Annotated in this window: 16 protein-coding genes and 1 pseudogene; 11 read left to right on the top strand and 6 right to left on the bottom strand. The window is 69.1% G+C overall.

Going from position 1 to position 14,799, the window contains the following annotated elements; genetic code table 11:
* Positions 1–19: 19 nt before the first annotated feature.
* The 7 genes from AB0J90_RS03130 (at position 20) to AB0J90_RS03100 (ending at position 5,224) form a co-directional block, all read left to right on the top strand.
* A complete protein-coding gene (locus tag AB0J90_RS03130; protein ID WP_363591611.1) occupies positions 20–967 on the top strand; it encodes a metal ABC transporter substrate-binding protein in 948 nt (315 codons plus the stop codon).
* Positions 964–1,764 carry an ABC transporter ATP-binding protein gene (locus AB0J90_RS03125; protein ID WP_363591609.1) on the top strand — a complete coding sequence of 267 codons (801 nt, stop codon included), beginning with the start codon at positions 964–966 and terminating at the stop codon, positions 1,762–1,764. Before AB0J90_RS03130 ends, AB0J90_RS03125 begins: the two co-directional genes overlap by 4 nt.
* Positions 1,761–2,666 (top strand): metal ABC transporter permease, encoded by a 906-nt coding sequence (locus tag AB0J90_RS03120; protein WP_363591607.1) that lies wholly within the window; start codon positions 1,761–1,763, stop codon positions 2,664–2,666. The genes AB0J90_RS03125 and AB0J90_RS03120 overlap by 4 nt, the downstream gene beginning before the upstream one ends.
* A 16-nt stretch (positions 2,667–2,682) precedes the next feature.
* Positions 2,683–3,003 carry a metalloregulator ArsR/SmtB family transcription factor gene (locus AB0J90_RS03115; protein WP_326556325.1) on the top strand — a complete coding sequence of 107 codons (321 nt, stop codon included), beginning with the start codon at positions 2,683–2,685 and terminating at the stop codon, positions 3,001–3,003.
* Positions 3,004–3,039: 36 nt separating this feature from the next.
* Positions 3,040–3,450 (top strand): Fur family transcriptional regulator, encoded by a 411-nt coding sequence (locus tag AB0J90_RS03110; RefSeq protein WP_363591605.1) that lies wholly within the window; start codon positions 3,040–3,042, stop codon positions 3,448–3,450.
* 120 nt (positions 3,451–3,570) lie between these two features.
* The gene (locus tag AB0J90_RS03105) at positions 3,571–4,560 is read left to right on the top strand and encodes a hypothetical protein (RefSeq protein WP_363591603.1); all 990 of its coding nucleotides are present in this window, start codon (positions 3,571–3,573) and stop codon (positions 4,558–4,560) included.
* A 58-nt stretch (positions 4,561–4,618) separates the two neighbouring features.
* A complete protein-coding gene (locus tag AB0J90_RS03100) occupies positions 4,619–5,224 on the top strand; it encodes a hypothetical protein (protein WP_363591601.1) in 606 nt (201 codons plus the stop codon).
* A gap of 212 nt (positions 5,225–5,436) precedes the next feature.
* Here AB0J90_RS03100 and AB0J90_RS03095 read toward each other — a convergent pair.
* The 3 genes and pseudogenes from AB0J90_RS03095 to AB0J90_RS03085 form a co-directional block, all read right to left on the bottom strand.
* Positions 5,437–7,434, bottom strand: a pseudogene (locus AB0J90_RS03095) (acyl-CoA dehydrogenase family protein); the annotation flags it as partial.
* Between the two features lie 160 nt (positions 7,435–7,594).
* Positions 7,595–7,903 carry a MerR family transcriptional regulator gene (locus tag AB0J90_RS03090; RefSeq protein ID WP_363591599.1) on the bottom strand — a complete coding sequence of 103 codons (309 nt, stop codon included), beginning with the start codon at positions 7,901–7,903 and terminating at the stop codon, positions 7,595–7,597.
* A gap of 664 nt (positions 7,904–8,567) precedes the next feature.
* The gene (locus tag AB0J90_RS03085) at positions 8,568–9,083 is read right to left on the bottom strand and encodes a DUF6328 family protein (protein WP_363591597.1); all 516 of its coding nucleotides are present in this window, start codon (positions 9,081–9,083) and stop codon (positions 8,568–8,570) included.
* A gap of 140 nt (positions 9,084–9,223) precedes the next feature.
* Between AB0J90_RS03085 and AB0J90_RS03080 the strand changes: the two genes are divergently transcribed.
* The 3 genes from AB0J90_RS03080 (at position 9,224) to AB0J90_RS03070 (ending at position 10,780) form a co-directional block, all read left to right on the top strand.
* Positions 9,224–9,415, top strand: coding sequence for a Scr1 family TA system antitoxin-like transcriptional regulator (locus AB0J90_RS03080; protein ID WP_363592169.1), 192 nt, complete (start codon positions 9,224–9,226; stop codon positions 9,413–9,415).
* Positions 9,406–9,594, top strand: coding sequence for a DUF397 domain-containing protein (locus AB0J90_RS03075; protein WP_363591595.1), 189 nt, complete (start codon positions 9,406–9,408; stop codon positions 9,592–9,594). Before AB0J90_RS03080 ends, AB0J90_RS03075 begins: the two co-directional genes overlap by 10 nt.
* An 85-nt stretch (positions 9,595–9,679) precedes the next feature.
* Positions 9,680–10,780, top strand: a complete 1,101-nt coding sequence (locus AB0J90_RS03070) for a serine/threonine protein phosphatase (protein ID WP_363591593.1) — start codon at positions 9,680–9,682, stop codon at positions 10,778–10,780.
* 140 nt (positions 10,781–10,920) lie between these two features.
* Here the strand turns inward: AB0J90_RS03070 and AB0J90_RS03065 are convergent, their stop codons facing one another.
* Positions 10,921–11,940, bottom strand: a complete 1,020-nt coding sequence (locus AB0J90_RS03065; RefSeq protein ID WP_363591591.1) for a CU044_5270 family protein — start codon at positions 11,938–11,940, stop codon at positions 10,921–10,923.
* 11 nt (positions 11,941–11,951) lie between these two features.
* A complete protein-coding gene (locus AB0J90_RS03060; protein ID WP_363591589.1) occupies positions 11,952–12,494 on the bottom strand; it encodes a sigma-70 family RNA polymerase sigma factor in 543 nt (180 codons plus the stop codon).
* Positions 12,495–12,668: 174 nt separating this feature from the next.
* On the opposite strand from AB0J90_RS03060, the gene AB0J90_RS03055 reads away from it, so the two are divergent.
* The gene (locus tag AB0J90_RS03055; RefSeq protein ID WP_363591587.1) at positions 12,669–13,919 is read left to right on the top strand and encodes a chitosanase; all 1,251 of its coding nucleotides are present in this window, start codon (positions 12,669–12,671) and stop codon (positions 13,917–13,919) included.
* 161 nt (positions 13,920–14,080) lie between these two features.
* Here AB0J90_RS03055 and AB0J90_RS03050 read toward each other — a convergent pair whose 3' ends face one another.
* Positions 14,081–14,782, bottom strand: a complete 702-nt coding sequence (locus AB0J90_RS03050; RefSeq protein ID WP_363591585.1) for an SMI1/KNR4 family protein — start codon at positions 14,780–14,782, stop codon at positions 14,081–14,083.
* Between the last annotated feature and the right edge of the window lie 17 nt (positions 14,783–14,799).

Here is a 14,799-nt window from a genome sequence, read left to right as displayed (position 1 = left end):
TGCGCGGACAGTGGGTGACATGGTGATCCGCTCGGCTCCGCGTACCCTGGCCGCCGTGGCCAGCGCCCTGCTCATGCTGGGCGGCCTCGCCGCCTGCGGGCAGGATGCCGCCGGGGGCGATGCCGGAGGCCGGGTCCAGGTGGTCGCCGCGTTCTACCCCCTGCAGTACGTCGCCGAGCGGGTCGGCGGTGACGCCGTACGGGTCACCAACCTGGCCAAGCCGGGTGCCGAACCACACGACCTGGAGCTGAACCCGAGCCAGGTCGGCCAGGTCAGCGAGGCGGACGTGATCGTCTTCCTCAAGGGCTTCCAGCCGGCCGTCGACGACGCGGTGGAGCAGGTCGGCGGCGACCGTACCTTCGACGTCGCCGGGGTGGAGCCGCTGCGCGACGCCGCCGAGGGTGGCCACGAGCACGACGAGGGTGCCGGTGCCGGTGGGCGGTCCGAGGTCAAGGACCCGCACGTCTGGCTCGACCCGACCCGGCTCGCCACCATCGGCGACCGGCTCGCCGAGCGGCTCGCCAGGACCGACCCGAACCGGGCGGCCGACTACACCGCGCGGGCACAGGCGCTGCGTACGGACCTGAGCGCGCTGGACCAGGAGTACACCCAGGGGCTGCGCACCTGCCAGCGCCGGGAACTCGTGACCGCGCACACCGCCTTCGGTTACCTCGCCGCCCGCTACCAGCTCGAACAGGTCGGCATCTCCGGTGTCACGCCGGAGGACGAGCCGTCGCCGAAGCGGCTGGCCGAGGTGGCCGACGAGGCCAGGGAGCACGGCGCCACCACGATCTTCTTCGAGACCCTGGTCAGTCCGAAGGTCGCCGAGACCATCGCCCGGGAGGTCGGGGCGAAGACCGCCGTCCTTGATCCAATCGAGGGACTGCCGGCGGGCGGCAACGCGGACTACCTTTCGGTGATGCGTACCAACCTCGGCGCCCTCAAGACCGCCCTGAACTGCCCATGAGCGAGCATCCACGGGTGGGCGGAGAGCAGCGCGGGCAGTCCCGGACGGTGATCAACGTCGACCGGGCGATCGTCGCGTACGACGAACGCCCCATCCTGCGGGGCGTCTCGCTGAAGGTGACCGCCGGTGAGGTGGTCGCCGTACTCGGGGCGAACGGCTCGGGCAAGTCGACCCTGATCCGTGCCGTACTCGGGCTGGTCCCGCTGAGCCGGGGGTCGGTCGAGCTGTTCGGCACCCCGCTGCGGCGGTTCCGGCAGTGGGCCCGGCTCGGTTACGTACCGCAGCGGCTCGGCGCGGGCGGCGGCGTACCGGCGACGGTGGCCGAGGTGGTCGGGTCCGGCCGGCTGGCCCGGCGCGGCTTCCTGCGCCCGCCCGGCGCGGCCGACCGTACGGCGGTGGCCAGCGCCCTGCGCGCGGTCGGTCTCGCCGACCGTGCCGGCGACCCGGTCGCCACCCTCTCCGGCGGCCAACAGCAGCGCACCCTGATCGCCCGCGCCCTGGCCGGGCAGCCGGAGCTGCTGATCCTGGACGAGCCGACCGCGGGTGTCGACGCGGCCAGCCAGGAGGCTTTCGCCGGCGCGCTGCGCCACTTCGTCGCCGACGGCGGCACGGTCCTGCTCGTCGCCCACGAACTCGGCCCGCTGGCCCCACTGATCAGCCGGGCGGTGGTCGTCGCACAGGGAGAGATCGTGCACAACGGCGCGGTGCCGGAGCCGGCGGGTCATCACGCCGGTGCCGGGCACGACCACGTCCACCCGCACGGTCCGGAGGAACTACCAGGGTTGTGCATCGAATGAGCCTCTTCCAGTACGAATTCATGCTCCGCGCGCTGGTCGGCGCGCTGGTCATCGGGTTGGCCGCCCCGGCGCTCGGCATCTACCTGGTACAGCGCCGGATGTCGCTGATCGGTGACGGGGTCGGGCACGTCGCCCTCACCGGGGTCGGGGTGGGCCTGCTGCTGAACGCCTCCCCGGTGCTCACCGCCGTGATCGTCGCGGCGGTCGGCGCGGTCGTCATCGAGCTGGTACGGGAACGGGGCCGGACGTCCGGGGACCTGGCATTGGCGCTGCTGTTCTACGGCGGGATCGCCGGTGGGGTGATGCTGGTCGGCCTCTCCGACAACCGCAGCAACGCGAACCTGATGTCGTACCTGTTCGGCGCGTTGACCACGACGGCGCCGCGGGACCTGGTGGTGATCGTGGTGATCGCGGCGGTGGTGCTGGTCACGATGATCGGCCTGCGCCCGGTGCTGTTCGCGATCTCACACGACGAGGAGTACGCCCGGGTTTCCGGGGTGCCGGTACGCGCGCTGAACCTGCTGCTCGCCGCGACCACGGCGGTGACCGTGACGATCGCCATGCGGACCGTCGGGCTGCTGCTGATCAGCGCCCTGATGGTGATCCCGGTCGCCACCGCACAGCAGTTCACCAGGGGCTTCCGCAGCACGATGGCGGCGGCGATGACCCTTGGCCTGCTCGCCGCCGCGGTCGGGGTGTGGCTGGCCGGGACCGCCGACACCGCACCGGGGGCGACGATCGTGGTGGTTTCGATCGCCGGTTTCCTGCTCATCGCGGCCGGTGGTGCCGGCTGGCGGGCGGCCCGTCGACGGGTGGTTCCGGTCACGACGGGCATTTCGCCGGTCGAGGCACCGGAATCGGTACTGGAGCCCGCCGCCCCGTTGGTCGGACCGGGACGATAGTGGTTACCGTTACGGGGTGACGAGCGGAAGCGGATACGAAGTGTACGAGAGCGCGGGTGAACTGCTGCGCGCCTTGTCCGCCCCGATCCGGGTCGCGATCGTCACGGAGCTGGCCGACGGCGAGCGCTGCGTGCACGAGTTGGTGGAGAAGCTCGGGGCGGCGCAACCACTGGTTTCCCAGCACCTGCGGGTGCTGCGCGGGGCGGGCGTGGTGCGCGGCTCCCGCCGTGGCCGGGAGATCGCGTACGCGCTGGTCGACGAGCACATCGCGCACATCGTCGCGGACGCCGTCAGCCATGCCGGCGAGGCGGCACCGGCCCGTCTGACGGCGAGCTGAGCGACCCGCCGGCGAGCTGGGCACTTGGAGGGGATCATGACGGACGCGGAGGCGGAGACCGGCACCGCCGTACGCAACACCCGGCAGCGCAGCGCGGTCAGCGCCCTGCTGGGCGAGGTTGCGGGCTTCCACAGCGCCCAGGACCTGCACGGGATGCTGCGCGACCGGGGCGAACGGGTCGGCCTGACCACCGTCTACCGGACCTTGCAGGGGCTCGCCGACGCCGGTGAGATCGACGTGATGCGCCCGGCCGGTGGCGAGCACCTCTACCGGCGGTGCAGCAACGGGCACCATCACCACCTGGTCTGCCGGGGCTGTGGCCGTACGGTCGAGATCGAGGGGCCGGCGGTGGAGACCTGGGCGGACCGGGTCGCCGCCAAACACGGGTACGCCGACGTCAGCCACACCCTGGAGATCTTCGGCACCTGCCCGGACTGCGCCGCCTGAAGCCATTCACGTCCGCAAATCTGAGCACTCTCGAAGTAGCCGCTGCGGCGATCCCGATTCGATACTCGGTCGGCATATTTGCCGTCGCCTGGGCAACGGCTGCGAATCGGGAGGACCGCCATGAGTCAGACGCGCGATCCGGATCTCATCCACATCCCCTCCACCGCAGTTCCCGACTCCGCTCCAACCTCGACCCTGGTCAATGGGTATTTTCCCCGTCGTCGAGGACTCATCATCCTGCTCAGCGTGCTCGGCGGTTTCCTGCTGACCGTGGTCTGGTCCGCGGAGTTCGTCGACTCCACCATCGGGGACAACGTCGCCAACACCCTGCTGGGTCACGACGCCAAGGAGACCCCGATCGCCGGCATCGCCGCCGGCATCGCGTTCGCCTTCGTGTCCGGGCTGGCCGGCACGTTCACCGCGTGCAACATCGCCGCGTTCGGAGCGGTGGCACCCCTGCTCGGCGGGACCGGGGGCCGGTGGCAACGGCTCGGCCAGGCACTGAAGCCACTGGGCTGGCTGGCTGTCGGCATGCTCGCCGTCTCCATCCCGTACGGGGTGGTGGTCGGACTCGTCGGCACCGACATGCCGCAGTTCTCGACCGCACCGAATCCGGTCGGTGAACTGTCGCCGCGCAGCATCCAGTCGATGGTGGTGTTCGGACTGGTCGGACTCGCGATGACCTATCTCGGGTTGGCTGCACTCGGAGTCGTACGCGACCCGTTCGCCCGGATCGCCCGGCGCTTCCCGAACGCGCCGATGGTGTTCATGGGAGTGCTGATCGGCGCATTCCTGATCGGACGCCCGTTCCCGCTGTTCCGGCAGATGTTCCGGGACGCCGCCGAGAGCGGAAACCCGCTGTACGGCGCCGCCGCATTCACCCTCCAGTCGCTGGGCAACATCGTGGTGATGGCGGTGCTGTTCCTGATCCTCACGTACGTGGTCGGCGGGCGGTTGCAGCGGTGGATCGCGGTCAACCCGCGCCGGATCACCGTCGTCACCGCGGTAGCCCTGCTGGTGGCCGGGGTCTTCACCTTCCTCTACTGGGACGTACGGCTGCTCGACCGGCGGGAAATCATCCCCTGGTACCCCACCGCCCCCTGGGCGTAGCGCAGGTGCGTCCGTCGGGACCTCGTGCGCTCCGCCCGAACGTGGCACCCTGGCCGGCGTGAAGATTTACGCTGACCGTTTTCCCAAAGCCGCCCGGCAGGTCCTCACCGATCTGCTCGTGATCGCCTGGGTGTACCTGTCGATCCGGTTCTCGATGTGGCTCCACGACCTGATCCAGAAGCTCGCCGTTCCGGGCCAGAAGTTGGAGGGCGCCGGCACCGACCTGGCCCGGAACTTCAGCGAGACAAGCGACAAGATCGGTCGTACGCCGCTGGTCGGTGACGACCTGACCGGCCCGTTCGACCGGGCGGCCGACGCCGCCCGGTCGCTCGCCGAAGCCGGCCACAACCAGCAGGAGCAGGTCGCCGACCTGGCTCTCACGCTGGCCCTGCTCGCCCTCGTCTTCCCGCTCGCCCTGGTGCTGCTGGGCTGGTTGCCGCTGCGGCTGCGGTGGATCCGCCGGGCCAACGCGGCGACCTCGTTGCGCAACGCACCGGCCGGGCGGGACCTGCTGGCGCTGCGGGCGTTGACCAACCAGCCGCTGCGCCGGCTCACCAAAATCGATCCGGACGTCGCCGAGGCGTGGCGGCGCGGCGACGAATCCACCGTCGATGCGCTGGCCGCCCTGGAACTTAGGCGCCTCGGCCTGCGTGTCGGTCGATAGAGTCGACAACTGTGCGTATCCTGCTGGGCCTACTGAGCGTCCTCCTGCTGCTCTACGCGGCCGCCCTGCTCTGGGCCGCCCAGCGAGGTCGGGGCATCCCCCGGATCGGTTACCTGCTCCTGATCCCGCTCAACCTGGCCGTGGTCGCCCTGGTCATCCTGGTCGTCTGGTAACAGCTCCCGGGTCTCCGGCTGGGCGGTGGTGGACGGGTCCGGCGGGATGCGGCGGCGTACGTCCGGCACGGTGGCCGGGCCCGGCTCCCAGGCGGCGACCCATTCCCGCTCGGCGGGCGGGGTGATCACCCCGTCCTCGACGAACGCGTACCGGCCGGCGAGGATCCGCCTGGCCGCCGCCACGTCGACCGAGTCGGTGTTCTCCCACAAGGTATGGAACAGGATCTCGACCCTGGACCGGGCCTGGCGGCAGAACAGGTCGGCCAGTTCCACGCCCTCGGGGCGCTGCTCGGATTCGGCGCGGGCCCGTACGGCGACCGCCGACATCGCGAACAACTCCGCGCCGATGTCCACGATCCGGCCGAGGAACGCCTGCTTGCGTTCGAGTTTGCCCTGCCAGCGGGACATCGCGTAGAAGGTCGAGCGGGCGAGTTTGCGGGAGGAGCGCTCGACGTAACGCAGGTGCTGGGCCGACGGGCCGAACTCGGCGTACGAGTTGGGTTGCTGGCCTCGACCGACCGCGAGCGTCGGCAGCCATTTCGCGTAGAAGGCACCGGCGGTGGCGGCGGCGCGGGCCTTGCGGCCGAGTCCGGCATCGGGATCGATGATGTCGCCGGCCACGGCGAGGTGGGCGTCGACCGCCTCGCGGGCGATCAGCAGGTGCATGATCTCGGTGGAGCCCTCGAAGATCCGGTTGATCCGCAGGTCGCGCAGGAGCTGTTCGACCGCGGCGGCGCGTTCACCTCGGGCGGCGATCGAGTCCGCGGTCTCGTAGCCCCGCCCGCCCCGGATCTGGACCAGTTCGTCGCCGATCTGCCAGGCGATCTCGCTGGCGTAGAGCTTGACCAGGGCCGCTTCGATCCGGATGTCGTTGCGGTCGTCGTCGGCGAGCAGGCAGCAGAGGTCGAGCATGGTCTCCAGGCCGTACGTGCTGGCGGCGATGAAGGCGAGCTTCTTGGCCACCGCCTCGTGCTGGCCGACGGGCCGACCCCACTGGACCCGCTCGGCGGACCATCCGCGGGCCACGTTGAGTGACCACTTGGCGGCGCCGACGCACATCGCGGGCAGCGACAGCCGCCCGGTGTTGAGCGTGGTCAGGGCGATCTTGAGGCCCTTGCCCTCGCCGCCGATGACGTTCTCCTTCGGCACCACCACGTCGTGGAACCGGGTGACGCTGTTCTCCAGCCCGCGCAGGCCGAGGAACTCGTTGCGCCGTTCCACGGTGATGCCCGGCGAGTCGCCCTCGACCACGAACGCGGTGATCCCGCCGCGCCGACCCTCGGCGGCCGGCACCCGCGCCATGACCACGAGCAGGGTGGCGACGGTGCCGTTGGTAGCCCAGAGCTTGACCCCGTTGAGCCGGTAGCCGGTGCCGTCCTGCGTGGGTTCGGCGGTGGTGCCCAGCCGGGCCGGGTCGGAGCCGACGTCGGGCTCGGTGAGCAGGAACGCGGAGACCTCACCGGCGGCGAGCCGGGGCAGGAAACGCTGTTTCTGCTCGTCGGAGCCGAACATCTTCAGCGGCTGCGGCACACCGATCGACTGGTGGGCGGAGAGCAGCGCGCCGATCGCCGGGCTGGCCGAGCCGGCGAGGGTCAGCGCCCGGCAGTAGTGCAGGTTCGACAGCCCGAGGCCGCCGTACTTCTCGTCGATCTTCATGCCGAAGGCGCCGAGCCGGGCCAGCCCGTGGAACACCTCGTCGGGGATCCGTGCGTCGCGTTCGATCCGGGCGCCGTCGACCTCGGTGCGCACGTAGGTGTCGAGCCGGCCGAGGAACTCCTCGGCCTTGCCGGCGCGGTCCGGGTCGGTCCGCGGCCACGGGTCGATCAGGTCGAGCCGGAACCGGCCGAGGAAGAGTTCCTTGGCGAAGCTCGGTTTGCCCCAGTCGGTCTGCCGGGCCGCCTCGGCGACCAGACGAGCCTCCTTTTCGGAGACCTGACCGGCCTCCTTGGGCAGTGGCCCGGCTCCGTCGTTCGAGCTGGTCGGCGCCGGTTCGTCGGTGCCGTCCGCCGCCGGCCGGTCATTCTGCGTGGTGGTCATGGCAACCCCCTAGCGAGGTACGGTGCAAGCCCGCGTTGCCCTGCACGGACAACGCTACTGCGCCCCTGTTACCCAGCGGTAGGTTCGTGCACTCCCCAGGATTTCCGGCAACGAACGGCACCTGTGCCGGTACGCCGAACGGTCGGCGTACCGGGGTCGGTCACTCGCGTCCGCGCAGTTCCTCGTTGATCCGCAGCGCTTCCTCTAGTTGGTCTTCGAGGATGATGATCCGGCAGGCCGCGTCGAGGGCGGTGCCCCGGTCGACCAGTTCCCGCGCCCGCGCGGCGAGGCGCAGCTGGTAGCGGGAGTATCGGCGGTGGCCGCCGGCCGAGCGCTGGGGTTCGATCAGTTTCGCCTCGTCCAGGCTGCGCAGGAATCCCGGGGTGATCCCGAGCATCTCCGCGGCCCGGCCCATCGTGTAGGCGGGGTAATGCTCGTCGTCGAACGTCGTGTTCGGGTCTTGACCCATTGCACCTCCGCGTCACGAGGGCCCCGGTGCCGAAGCACCGGGGCCCAGGGTTTTGGGTTGAACACCATTCACCGGCGCTGACGCCGGTCCAACGTGTGCGTACCGGCCGTCTGAAGCGGCTGGCGGTACGCGGATCGCATAATCGTGACCGGAGACCACCCTTCTTCCGATGGGGCTACGGTGTCCGTCCGGCGGGCATCAGCGCCGCCGACGGGCGATCCAACGGTGTTGTTTCCCTCCCCTTTCCTCTGATTCCTCTACTTACCTTGCTGATCCTTCAACTTGCCTTGCTGATACCTCAACTGCCTTGCCGTGCTTTCTACTGCGACCTTGCCGTGCTTTCTACTGCGACCTTGCCGTGCTTTCTACTGCGGTGTTTCCCGTCGCTGCCGGAGCCCCCAGTCGACTGCTTGGCCCCATGCACTTCCGACGGTGTCACGAGCCGGAGCCCTGGTAGGTGCCTGGCCCCAACCCCTCTGCCGGTCGTGTCCTCACGCCCCGGTCAGTACGTCCGCGTCTTTGTTGATCGTGCTCTCTCGACACCAGGAACGTTACCCGCCTCGACGGCAAATATCTACCCCAACCGCGATAGTTTTTATAGTGAATCCAGCTCAACTCTGAGACATCGACCGGTGACTCTCCGACACCACCACGTCAGCTCCGGTCAGCTCCCCGGCAGCACCCGCGGGCTCTCGTCCTCCGCCGCGTCCTCGTCCTCGTCGTCGTCCTCGCCCCACTTGCGACGCAGGTACGGCAACCCGGCCCAGAAGGTCAGGAACCAGGCCGCGGTCAACCCACTCAGCACGAACGCGATCGGGCGGGGCAGCACGAAGTCGGTGATCAGCAGCACCGAGCTGACCATCGCGATCAGCATGAAGCCCAGCCCGCCGGTCGCCATGCTGTGCGCGAAGAGCACCAGCTCAGGCTTGCGACCCTGGCGGAACAGCGCCCGGTGGAACGCGACCGGCGAGATGATCAGCGCGGTCGCCGCGGCGGCGGCGAGCAGCGCCACCACGTACACGTCCTTCTGGAACTGGCTGGTGTCCGGAAAGCCGTTGCTGAACGGGAGCGTGAGCAGGAACGCGAACAGGATCTGCACACCGGTCTGTGCGACCCGCAACTCCTGGAGCAGATCGGCGAAGTTGCGCTGCCAGCGCTGCTTCTCGGTCTCCTTGGACACCCTCGGGCCACCTCTCGTTCATGTTTCGGATGCGGCCAGGTTTGCCCGGCGGGAGTTTGCACCAAACATGACCAGGACTCACGGACGAGCAGCCAACCGACCCCCGCCCACTTCGTACCGATTCCACAACCACGCCACACATTGCCACCGCGCTGCCACCGTCCTGCCGCAACAAAGGACTTCATCTGGACAACCAGCTTCACGCCCGGGTCGTGAGCCACCACGAGGACGTTGCGACTCTCCAGGAGGCATGGGAGCGTATTCGGAGCGAGGCACTGACCCATCGGCAGTCCATCAACCTGATCAAGGAAGTGGCGCAGACATGGAGCTGACCGGCGCGGCCTGGCGCACGTCCACCCGCTCGTCGAACGGTGGCGACACATGCGTCGAGGTGGCCGACAACCTGCCCGGCATCGTCGGCGTACGCGACAGCAAGGACCGCCAAGGCCCCGTCCTCACCTTCGACCCCACGGCATGGCAGGCGTTCGTCACCACGGTCCAGGGCCGCTGACCGCACTCGTCTCCCCGCTCGCAGTGCTGGCCCCCGGCGAATTCGGCGGCCCTTGTCGATCGATCCGATTCCATAGACTTCCGGGATGTCCCACTCCCCACGGCTGCGCAAATACGCGTCCGTATCCACCGCCCTGGCACTGCTCGATGATCGGCAACTCGGCAGGCTGGTGGACGAGGCGCCGCCGGTAGCTTCCGGCATCGGGGGCGCGGCCGTCGCGTTGGAGGTCGAGGGCGTACCGGTCTTCGCGAAGCGCGTACCCCTGACCGACCTGGAACGGGAGCCCGGCAACGTCAGGTCGACCGCCAACATGTTCCAACTTCCCACCGCCTGCCAGTACGGCGTCGGCGGGCCGAGCTTCGGCGTGTGGCGGGAACTGGCCGCGAACGTCATGACGACGAACTGGGTACTGACCGGGCAGAGCGGGAGCTTCCCGCTGATGTACCACTGGCGGGTACTGCCAGGGTCGCTGCCGACGCCCGACGAACACGTCGACGTGGAGGCCACAGTCGCGTACTGGGGCGGTTCGTCGGCCGTACGGGAACGGCTCCTGGCGACCGCCCGGTCCACCGCCACCGTGGTGCTGTTCCTCGAACGCCTGCCGCAGACGCTGGACGCCTGGCTGACCGAGCAGGTCGCCCTCGGCACCGACGCGATCGAGGCCGCCTGCGTGATGGTGGAACGGAACCTGATCGCCGACGTCGCCTTCATGAACGACAACGGCATGGTGCACTTCGACCCGCATTTCCGGAACATCCTCACCGACGGCCGGAGGCTCTACCTCGCCGATCTCGGCCTGGCCACCTCACCCCGGTTCGACCTCTCCCCCGCCGAGCGCGACTTCCTCGTCACGAACGCGAGCCACGACGCCGCGTACGCGGTGACGACGCTGGTCAACTGGCTGGTCAGCGCCCTGGTCGGCCCGACCCTCCCGGGGCGGTTCACCGCCGCCGAGCGCAACCGACTGGTCCGCCGCTACGCCGAAGGCGAGCGCCCCGCGAACCTCCCCCCGGCCGCCGCCGCGATCATCCACCGCCACGCCCCCGTCAGCGCGGCCCTGAACGACTTCTACTGGCACCTCCACGGCACCACCCGCACCACCCCCTACCCCACCAACCCCCTCAACCACCTCCTCCCCCACCCCCACCCCCACCCCCTCTCCCTCCCCCACCCCCCGCCCCGTTGATCTTGCAGTTGTGGCGCCCAGGATGTCGGATTGACCACTTTTGTGAGGCACCACAACTGCAAGATCGCCGGGGAAGGCGGGGGCGGGCGGGGAACGCGGGGGGCGGGCGGGGAAGGCGGGGAGGAGGGCGGGGGGTGGGGTTAGCCGGGGGTGTTGGTGCGGTCGGTGTGTAGGAGGGTTGTGTAGTTGGTGATTTGGATTGGGTCTAGCAGCACGAGTTCGTGGGCGGTGAGTTCTCCGGTCTTCGGGTTGAAGATCAGGAGGTGCTGCTGGTCGTGTACCTGGTCGTCGAAGGTGATGGCCAGTCCCGCCCGTCCGACCCGGTCGGTCACCTCACCCCGCCACCGGAAACCGGGTACGTCGGCCAGCACCCGCAGGATCTCCGCCCGGGTTCGGCGCGGGACGACGTAGCGCCCGTACACCGTCATGGTTTCCTTGCTCACGGCGCCGGCGCCGTGCTCGACCTTGAGCAGGTCGGCCAGGCCCGCGCGGTCCGTCGGGAGCGGCCGGATGGCGGTCGGCGGCAATTGGTCCGCCCCGCCGACCTGCGGGAACTTCTTGGTCGTCTGCGGAGGGTTGCGGGTCCAGTAGTCGCGGGACGCCTCGTCCGGGTACTCCGGATCCAGTTCGGTCCGGATCTGCTGCCCGCTTCCGTCGGCGGCCTGCCAGATCCTGAGTTCGCTGACCATCCCCATCACGTAGGGGCCGTTGCCCATCAGCGGATCACCCCACGACTTCGAGGAGTGGTAGGCGTATTTGCCGGTGCTGTTCTCGTACGGCGCGTCTTCCAGCCGTCCGGCGAGGGCGCGCAGTTCCTCGGCGGCCGGCGCGGTGTTCTCGCCGAACTGGTAGGCGATCGGCAGCAACACGCGGTTCGCCGGGTCGCCGTCTCCGGGCCGGTCGACGATGTTCGGCACCTTCACTATTCGGTCGTCGGAGGTGTAGACGACGGTTCCGGCGGCGGCCAGGGCGACCGCCGCGCCCGCGGCCAGGACGAGTCGGCGGGTCGGGCGGGCGGGACGACGGCCACCGACGGGCGCGGGCGCGGCCTCGGCGAGGACGATCAGGTCGTGCGCCGACAGCCGGGGCGGCGCGACGGCGCCGGGTCGGACCGGGTCGGCCGGCCCGAGCAGGGTACGGGTTTGCCGTTCTCCGAACATCACGGTTCCTCTCAGGACGTGGTGGGCGCCGGCTGGGGCGCGGGCCGGGCCGTCCGGGTGGTTATCGCGGCGGTCAGTCGTCTGCGGGCGCGATGCAAGCGCACCGCGGCGGTCGTACGGGTGCAGCCGAGCACCTGGGCGGCCTCGGAAACGGTCAGCTCCTCCCAGCCGACCAACCGGAGGATCTCCTGTTCGAGGTCGGTGAGCGTGGCCAGTGCGGTACGGATGTCAGCGACCGCGACACTCGCCTCGGGTCCGGACGGGACCCGTTCCCAGAGCCGTTCCGGGTCACCGATCGGCAGTACGTCGGGCGCGGACCGGCGGGCCCGCCAGTGGTTCGCCAGCAGTCGCCGGGCCACCCCGTACAGCCATGGCAGGGTGCGGTCGGGCACCTCGGCGCGGCGCCGCCAGGCGATCACGAAGACCTCCTGGGCGAGTTCGGCCGACGACTCGGGATCGCCGAGCCGGCGCTGCCCGTAGCTGACGATCTGGGCGTAGTGCTCGGTGTAGATCCCGGTGAACCAGCTCTCGTCGCGTCTGTGCGGTGGACCCATCCGAACTCCCAACTCGTCGGCGATCTTCACCCTGTCCTGTGTCGCCGCCGACGCGATGATTACCGGTACGCCCGGCCCTGGGCTTAAGTCCAGCTTTGGTGGGTTGACCCGGATCGACGGGAGTGGTTCCCTACCAGATGTAAACAGTCTTAACAGTTTTCTTGGGGAGATCAGGTGAAAAGTCCACGTAGAACGGCTGGTTTCGCCGCCGCCACGGTAACGGTGGCGGTGACCGCCACGCTGCCGCTGGCCTGGGGCAACTCCGCCAGCGCCGCCGAAACCGTGCTCTCCCAGGGTCGCCCCACCACGAGTTCGTCGGTGGAGAACTCGACGCTCGGGCCGGGCAACGCGGTCGACGGCTCCACCGGCACGCGGTGGGCCAGTGCCGAGGGCGTCGACCCGCAGTGGCTCCGGGTGGACCTCGGCGGCACCCGTACGATCACGCACGTCAAGCTGGACTGGGAGGCCGCGTACGGCAGCGCGTACCAGATCCAGACCTCGGCCGACGGGACGAACTGGACCACCATCTACTCCACGAGCAGCGGCAACGGCGGGGTGGACGACCTGACCGGGCTCACCGGCAGCGGACGTTACGTCCGGATGTACGGCACCAGCCGAGGCACCGCGTACGGCTACTCGCTCTGGGAACTGACCGTCTACGGCGCCGGCTCCGGCGGCGGTACGCCCACGCCCACCCCCAGCACGCCGGGCGGGGTGGACCTGACCGACCCGCACAAGAAGGACATCGCCATGCAACTGGTGTCCAGCGCGGAGAACTCCTCACTGGACTGGCGGGCGCAGTACCGCTACATCGAGGACATCCGGGACGGGCGCGGTTACACCGCCGGCATCATCGGTTTCTGCTCCGGCACCGGGGACATGCTCCAGGTCGTGCAGCGTTACACCAACCAGTCCCCGAACAACGTGCTGGCCAGGTACCTGCCGGCGCTGCGCAGCGTGAACGGCTCCGACTCGCACGCCGGGCTCGACCCGAACTTCCCCGCCGACTGGCGCACGGCCGCCCAGGACCCGGTGTTCCAGGCGGCGCAGGACGCCGAACGGGACGGTACCTACTTCAACCCGTCGGTGAACCAGGCCAAGCAGGACGGGCTGCGCGCGCTCGGGCAGTTCGCCTACTACGACGCGATCGTCATGCACGGACCCGGCAACAGCGCGGTCAGCTTCGGCGGCATCCGCGCCGCCGCGATGCGGGTCGCCCGTACGCCGGCACAGGGCGGCAGCGAGGTCGACTACCTCAACGCGTTCCTCGACGCGCGGGTGGCCGCGATGAAGACCGAGGAGGCGCACAGCGACACCAGCCGCGTCGACACCGCGCAACGGGTTTTCTTGCGCAACGGCAACCTCGACCTGAACACGCCGCTGACCTGGCAGGTCTACGGCGACACCTTCACCATCAACAGCTAGCGCCCTGCTGACCACCAACGTGACGGGGGCCGAGGCTTTCGCCTCGACCCCCCATCCGTAGCCGAACACCCACCGAGCTACCGGAGGTAGCACACCTCGGGGATCTCCCCCGTCGACCAGGTACATCGTCGAGTCATGCCAGTCGGCGCCCGGCCTCAGGCCTACTCCGCGAATACGACACGCAATCTCTGCCGGCCGACATCATCGACCCAGGGCTCCACTCCCACGACAGCGGCCTCGTCGGGCGCCGACACCACCGCCGTGTAGATGTCGCCTCCATAAATCATCGCAGTATAGCTCTCGATCTTCACCATGTTCGAAACATCCTCGTACCCGCCCAGCAAGAGGGAAGGAGTAAGGACGACGTTCTCGTTAGGGGACAAGCGGCCGAATTTTCCGATGCAGGCCAACGCCACCGGATGAGAGGGGCTCAGTGCATTCTGGACAATTTCTTGATCCAAGAAGTGTGCAAACGAGTCGAAGATGGGTCGCACACTCAAGAGATTCACATCCAGGAGGTAGACAACGTCTTCGTAGGAACTTCCGGTCCAACGCAGGGCGTACTGATCTCCGAACGCAGTCTCGCCGAACATGAGGAAGGAGGGATCCGCCTTTCCATCCCAGGCGAATCGCCATCCTTCTTCCTCGTTCCATGACCGGAGATCCATGTGCCGGTCCTCACGGATCCCGAACACGCGGTTCATGCCGCTGTGAACCGTGAATCCGTTTGCGATGCGGAGAGCTGCCGCGTAAACGCTTGGCAGCTCTCCCAAGAGCGTCTCCGTTCGATCAGAATCGTCTAGAGCCTGTCCCACATCTGCAAGTTCCAACCCTTGCAGACGTCGGAGAACGTCTCCGCTCATCGCATCCCCTCACCGCA

It is taken from the genome of Micromonospora sp. NPDC049523 (genome assembly GCF_040676775.1).
In the GTDB taxonomy this organism is placed as follows: domain Bacteria; phylum Actinomycetota; class Actinomycetes; order Mycobacteriales; family Micromonosporaceae; genus Micromonospora_G.
The sequence above is the reverse complement of the archived record's forward strand: the minus strand, read 5'-3'. Positions and strand labels throughout refer to the sequence as shown.

Bases quoted from the DNA above. Each gene is read 5' to 3' on its own strand.
- AB0J90_RS03130 (WP_363591611.1), top strand. From the start codon at position 20: ATGGTGATCCGCTCGGCTCCGCGTACCCTGGCCGCCGTGGCCAGCGCC.
- AB0J90_RS03125 (WP_363591609.1), top strand. From the start codon at position 964: ATGAGCGAGCATCCACGGGTGGGCGGAGAGCAGCGCGGGCAGTCCCGG.
- AB0J90_RS03120 (WP_363591607.1), top strand. From the start codon at position 1,761: ATGAGCCTCTTCCAGTACGAATTCATGCTCCGCGCGCTGGTCGGCGCG.
- AB0J90_RS03110 (WP_363591605.1), top strand. From the start codon at position 3,040: ATGACGGACGCGGAGGCGGAGACCGGCACCGCCGTACGCAACACCCGG.
- AB0J90_RS03105 (WP_363591603.1), top strand. From the start codon at position 3,571: ATGAGTCAGACGCGCGATCCGGATCTCATCCACATCCCCTCCACCGCA.
- AB0J90_RS03090 (WP_363591599.1), bottom strand. From the start codon at position 7,903: ATGGGTCAAGACCCGAACACGACGTTCGACGACGAGCATTACCCCGCC.
- AB0J90_RS03075 (WP_363591595.1), top strand. From the start codon at position 9,406: ATGGAGCTGACCGGCGCGGCCTGGCGCACGTCCACCCGCTCGTCGAAC.
- AB0J90_RS03070 (WP_363591593.1), top strand. From the start codon at position 9,680: ATGTCCCACTCCCCACGGCTGCGCAAATACGCGTCCGTATCCACCGCC.
- AB0J90_RS03065 (WP_363591591.1), bottom strand. From the start codon at position 11,940: ATGTTCGGAGAACGGCAAACCCGTACCCTGCTCGGGCCGGCCGACCCG.
- AB0J90_RS03060 (WP_363591589.1), bottom strand. From the start codon at position 12,494: ATGGGTCCACCGCACAGACGCGACGAGAGCTGGTTCACCGGGATCTAC.
- AB0J90_RS03050 (WP_363591585.1), bottom strand. From the start codon at position 14,782: ATGAGCGGAGACGTTCTCCGACGTCTGCAAGGGTTGGAACTTGCAGAT.